The sequence below is a fragment of the Chitinophaga sp. genome (assembly GCF_035564935.1).
Classification (GTDB): Bacteria; Bacteroidota; Bacteroidia; order Chitinophagales; family Chitinophagaceae; genus Chitinophaga.
The window spans coordinates 1-6,230 of sequence record NZ_DATMTE010000743.1 but is presented as its reverse complement, the minus strand read 5'-3'; the positions used below and the strand labels follow the sequence as shown (position 1 = coordinate 6,230).

The 6,230-nt window shown below is 46.1% G+C and carries 5 protein-coding genes; all 5 read left to right on the top strand.

Annotation, left to right across the window (positions count from 1 at the left end):
* Positions 1 to 1,195 (top strand): phospho-N-acetylmuramoyl-pentapeptide-transferase (gene mraY / locus VN105_RS19225; RefSeq protein WP_325643193.1); only part of this gene is annotated, 1,195 nt, incomplete at its 5' end.
* 31 nt (positions 1,196 to 1,226) lie between these two features.
* Positions 1,227 to 2,567, top strand: a complete 1,341-nt coding sequence (gene murD / locus VN105_RS19220; RefSeq protein WP_325643191.1) for a UDP-N-acetylmuramoyl-L-alanine--D-glutamate ligase — start codon at positions 1,227 to 1,229, stop codon at positions 2,565 to 2,567.
* 67 nt (positions 2,568 to 2,634) lie between these two features.
* Positions 2,635 to 3,828 carry an FtsW/RodA/SpoVE family cell cycle protein gene (locus VN105_RS19215; protein WP_325643189.1) on the top strand — a complete coding sequence of 398 codons (1,194 nt, stop codon included), beginning with the start codon at positions 2,635 to 2,637 and terminating at the stop codon, positions 3,826 to 3,828.
* Positions 3,829 to 3,867: 39 nt separating this feature from the next.
* Positions 3,868 to 4,959, top strand: coding sequence for an undecaprenyldiphospho-muramoylpentapeptide beta-N-acetylglucosaminyltransferase (murG, locus tag VN105_RS19210; protein WP_325643187.1), 1,092 nt, complete (start codon positions 3,868 to 3,870; stop codon positions 4,957 to 4,959).
* Positions 4,960 to 4,981: 22 nt separating this feature from the next.
* Positions 4,982 to 6,230: UDP-N-acetylmuramate--L-alanine ligase (murC, locus tag VN105_RS19205; RefSeq protein ID WP_325643185.1), on the top strand; the 1,249-nt coding region annotated here is incomplete at its 3' end.

Genomic DNA, 6,230 nt, shown 5'->3' with positions numbered 1-6,230 from the left:
GTTTCAGTATATCACTTTCCGTGTAACGATGGCATTGTTGCTGTCGCTGATCATTTCTTTGCTGTTCGGTAAAAGGATTATTAGATTTCTGCAGAAAAAACAGATCGGGGAAACCATCCGTGAACTGGGCCTTCAGGGCGAAAATTCCAAAAAGGGCACCCCTACTATGGGCGGGCTTATCATCTTATCTGCCATTGTAATCCCCACCCTGCTATTTGCACAGATAGCCAATGTGTATATCTGGCTGATTCTGTTATCCACTGTATGGTTAGGGCTGATCGGTTTCCTGGATGATTATATCAAAGTATTTAAGAAGAATAAAGAAGGGCTGGCAGGACGTTTCAAGATCATGGGCCAGGTAGGACTTGGTTTGATCGTTGGCTGTACCCTTTATTTTAATACAGATGTGGTGGTATCACGTGAAGTAATAGGTGCAAAGCCGCTGGCGCCCTACGAAAGACAGGTGACCAATCACCCTGAACGTGTAACCCGCGACGGGCACCGTTTTGTGGATGTTAAAACACCGATCACCACTATCCCGTTCGTAAAAAATCATGAGTTCAATTATTCAAAACTGATCTCCTGGATCCCGGGTGCGGAAAAGTATACGTTCGTTCTTTATATACTGGTGGTCATCTTTATTATTACGGCCGTATCAAACGGCGCTAATCTTACTGATGGGCTGGATGGACTGGCAACAGGCGTTTCAGGTATTATAGGTATAGGGCTGGGCATCTTTGCATATGTATCCGGTAATATCCAGTTTGCGGAATACCTGAACATCATGTACATCCCCAATCTTGGTGAGCTTTCCATTTTCATTGCGGCCTTTGTGGGCGGATGTATCGGTTTCCTCTGGTACAATGCTTACCCGGCGCAGGTTTTCATGGGAGATACCGGTAGCCTTGCACTGGGCGGTATCATTGCATCCCTTGCCATTATTGTGCGGAAAGAATTGCTGATCCCCATCTTCTGTGGTGTATTCCTGGTGGAATCATTATCGGTGATGTTACAGGTATCTTACTTTAAATACACCAAAAAGAAATATGGCGAAGGCCGGCGTATCCTGAAGATGTCGCCGTTGCATCACCACTACCAGAAGATCGGTTATCACGAAAGTAAAATATCAGTGCGGTTCTGGATCGTGACCATCATGTGCGTGGTAGCAGGTATTGCTACATTAAAAATGAGATAATAATAAATACTAACTAAGCAGACTAAACGAAATGGGATACAAACTCGTCATACTGGGAGCAGGAGAAAGCGGAATAGGAGCTGCTTTGCTGGGAAAACAGCAAGGGTATGATGTATTTGTGTCTGATGGAGGAATTATAAAAGACAACTACAAACAGGAACTGGCGGTAAACCAGATCTCTTTTGAAGAAGGACATCATTCCTGGGATATCATACTGGACGCAAACGAAATTGTTAAAAGTCCCGGTATTCCCGAAAAGTCGGAACTGATGAAAAAGGTACGCGAAAAAGGCATACCCGTGATTTCTGAAATTGAGCTGGCCTACCGTTTCTCGACAGGTAAAAAGATCATTGCCATCACCGGCAGCAACGGCAAAAGCACCACTACGGCCCTCACCTATCACATCTTTAAAAACGCAGGTTTGGATGTGGCCATGGTTGGCAATATTGGCGTGAGCTACGCAAGGCAGGTGGCAACCGCACCGGCGGAGTATTATGTGATTGAAATCAGCAGCTTCCAGCTGGATGACATTAAGGACTTCAAGCCCAATGTGGCCATCCTGCTGAACATTACGCCTGATCACCTGGACCGCTACGACTATAAAATGGAAAATTACGTAGCCTCCAAATTCAGAATTGCCATGAATCAAACAGCTGAAGACTACTTCATCTACTGCATGGATGATCCTGAGATCATGCGACATTTAGCGCAGCAACCCATTTATTCAGCATCAATACCTTTTACCATCATGAAACCACTGAAAGAAGGCGGCTCTATTGCCAACGACCAGTTGCACATAGATGTCAACGGAGAACCGGTTATCATGTCAATGTATGACCTGTCATTAAAGGGAAAACACAATCTGTATAATTCAATGGCAGCAGCAATTGCAGGCAGGACCATGGATATAAGAAATGAAAAGATCCGCGAGAGCCTTGCGTCGTTCGAAAGTCTTGAACACCGCATGGAATATGTGACCACGGTGAGAGGCGTGGATTTTATAAACGATAGCAAAGCCACCAATGTGAACTCCGTATGGTTTGCACTGGAAAGTTTTGACAAACCGATTGTGCTGATCATGGGCGGCGTAGACAAAGGCAACGACTACGATGCCATCCGCGATCTCGTGAAAGAAAAGGTGAAAGCAATTATTTGTATGGGTGTGGACAACACCCCCATCTTTACGGCGTTATCAAAAGACACCCCGGTGATGATCAATACCACCAGTATGCACGATGCCGTACAGGAAGCATTTAAACAGGCCGCGAAGGGAGACATCGTTTTATTGTCGCCCGCCTGCGCCAGCTTTGATCTTTTTAAAAATTACGAAGACCGTGGAAGGAAGTTTAAGGAAGAAGTAAAAGCATTGTAAACAGGCGTTGATCAGCAGAATAAAGGGTAAATAGCTAAAAAAATAAAAAAGATAAAAGCAGGAACCGATGGGATTGCTCTATAGAACAAAAGGCGACAAGGTTATCTGGGCGGTAGTACTTTTTCTATCGCTGGTAAGCCTGCTTGCTGTATATAGCGCTACCGGCTCACTTGCCTACCGTGAAAGAGGCGGCCATACGGAGTACTATCTCCTGAAGCAGCTTACGGTACTGGCTATGGGACTGGTGATCATCTATTTTGCACACCGCGTGAACTATACCATCTATTCCCGCGTAGCGCAAATAGGGTTCCTTATATCCATACCATTGCTGATGTACACACTGGCCTTTGGTTCCAATATCAATGAAGCCAGCAGGTGGATCAGGCTACCCATCATTAACCTAACCTTTCAAACATCGGATGTGGCCAAACTCGCCATATTCATGTATGTAAGCAGGCAGTTATCAAGAAGGCAGAATCTGATCGGCGATTTCAAAAAAGGATTTCTGCCTATCATCATCCCCGTTGGCATCATTTGCGCACTGATCATGCCGGCCAATATGAGTACGGCACTCCTGCTGGGCGCCAGCTGTATGCTGCTTTGCTTTATAGGCAGGGTGCCAATCCGGTTCCTCGCCTCTATGGTAGCTGGAGGAGCTGTACTGGTAGTATTGCTCTTTGGTGTGGCTAAAGTAACGGGAATGGAAATGCGTACCAAAACCTGGGAAAAACGTATTGATAACTTTATGCATGGCGATCATACGGAAACTCCCTACCAGGTACAGCAGGCCAACATCGCCATAGCAGGCGGCGGTATTTTAGGTAAAGGCCCCGGCAACAGTACACAACGTAACTTCCTGCCGCACGCCTATTCCGATTATATCTATGCCACCATCATAGAAGAATATGGCATATTTGGCGCCTTCCTGATACTGGCGGCTTATATGATTTTATTATTGAGAAGTATCAGGATCTATAAAAGATGTCCTTATGCTTTTGGAGCATTCCTGGCAGTAGGACTCAGTGTAACGCTGGTAATACAGGCATTAACCAATATGGCGGTAAACGTACAGCTGTTCCCGGTTACAGGGCTTCCGCTCCCACTGGTGAGTATGGGTGGTTCTTCTGTATTGTTTACCAGTATGGCTATCGGTATTATCCTGAGTGTATCCCGGAATGTGGAAGAGATGGAAGGTAAACAGGCAGAGAAAGAGCGTTTGGAAAGAGTTATTGCGCAAGCGGAAAACGCTGCTGTCGCTTAATACGTATTTATAACAACAATCTGTAATCAGGAACAACACATGCAACGCAAAGTGATCATAGCAGGCGGCGGTACCGGGGGACACATCTTCCCGGCGATAGCGATCGCGAATGCGTTGAAGAAAATAGAACCGGACATCAACATATTATTTGTAGGTGCAACCGGGAAAATGGAAATGGAAAAAGTGCCGCAGGCAGGTTACCCGATCGAAGGATTGGAAATAGCCGGTTTTAACAGGAGCAATATTTTCAAAAATATCCTGCTGCCGTTTAAGATATGGAAAAGCCTGCGCCGTGCAAAGGCCATTCTGCAAAGTTTCCAGCCGGATGTAGTGGTAGGTGTGGGAGGATACGCCAGTTTTCCGATGCTGAACAGGGCACAGAAAAATGGTACGCCTACCTTGATACAGGAACAAAATTCCTTTGCAGGGAAAACAAATAAAATACTGGGTAAGAAAGCGAAAAAGATCTGCGTGGCATATGATGGTATGGATAAATTTTTTCCGCCTGAAAAACTGGTAATGACCGGCAACCCTGTGAGGAACAGCATTTCACAGTCGGCCGTAACACGCGAAGACGCACTGCAGCATTTTGGACTGAGCACTGCAAAACAAACCATCTTCGCCGTGGGGGGCAGCCTGGGAGCTAAATCCATTAATGAAGGATTACAACCGTTACTGAAAGAGATAGCGGACAAGGATATACAGCTGATCTGGCAAACAGGGAAGCCTTATTACGAAACAGCAAAAGCTGCCGCTGCGCCATATGGATCGCATATTAAAGTATACGATTTCATCAACGTGATGGACTTTGCCTATAAAGCAGCAGACGTAGTGTTATCAAGGGCCGGTGCATTGGCGATCGCGGAACTGTGTGTGGTGAAGAAGCCGGTGATATTTGTACCCTACCCGTTTGCGGCGGAAGACCACCAGACATCCAACGCCATGAACCTGGTTAACAAACAGGCAGGGCTGATCATTAAAGATGATGAGGTACGTTCACAACTGGGAAATGTGCTGTTCAGCCTTTTGCAAAACAAAGCGCTGATGGAACAACTGGAAAGCAATATCGGTAAGCTGGGAAATCCCCATGCCGATGTAACCATTGCTAACCAGGTGCTGGGAATTATTTAGCAAAGATTTTTTAGAAGAATATATGGATTTGAACAACATACAAAGGGTTTATTTCATCGGCATCGGTGGTATTGGCATGAGCGCCATTGCACGCTTCTTCAATGAGAAGGGTGTGTATGTAAGCGGTTATGACCGTACCTCCACAGCGCTCACAAAGCAGCTGGAGGCAGAAGGTATGCAGATCCATTATACAGACGATATTAACCTGATCGATAAAGCGGCTGCCCTGGTAGTGTATACGCCGGCTATACCGGCTACTCATACAGAATTGCAGTGGTTGCGTGATAATGGTTATGAAGTGGTAAAGCGCAGTGACGTGCTGCAGGAAATTACCCGTTCCCTGTTTGCCATCACGGTAGCGGGCACACATGGTAAAACAACTGTTTCTACCATGATCGCTCACCTGCTTACAGATAGCGGTTATGGCTGTAATGCTTTCCTGGGTGGTATCAGCGTAAACTATAACAAAAACTTCTGGAGCAGCGAAAAGGCAGTAGCAGTAATTGAAGCAGACGAGTACGATCGCTCTTTCCTGAAATTAAGTCCGGATATCGCCGTTCTGACTGCCATGGATGCAGACCACCTGGATATTTACGGCACACCGGAAGCAATGGAAGATGCTTTTATACAGTATACGCATAACATCAAGCCCAATGGCACGCTGATTGCTAAGTTCGGCCTGCACCGCAACAATGAGCTCAATGCAACAAACAAGTTGTTGTACAGTTTACAAAACGATGTGGCCAATGCTTACGCCGCCAACATCCGCATGATCAACGGCGGATATGAGTTTGATGTAATGCAGCAGGACTGGATGATCGATAACGTTGTAATGCACATTGGCGGCATGCACAACGTGGAAAATGCAGTAGCCGCTATTACGGTAGCACAGCTGCTGGGAATAGACGCCGCTAAGATCCGTGCTGCCATCGCCAGTTTTAAAGGCATCAAACGAAGGTTTGAATACGCAGTAAAAACAGATCAACAGGTATACATCGATGATTATGCACACCATCCGGAAGAATTGCGTGCACTGATCTCCAGTGCAAAGGCATTGTTTCCGGGGAAAAAATGCACGGTTATTTTCCAGCCGCACTTATTTACCCGCACCCGCGACCTGGCAGACGGCTTTGCAGAAAGTCTGTCGCTGGCAAACGAGGTAATACTGCTCCCTATCTACCCGGCGCGCGAGCTGCCAATAGCGGGAGTAACCAGTGAAATGATTGCGGATAAAATAACAGTACCTGTAAAAATTTTATCAAAGGAAGAAG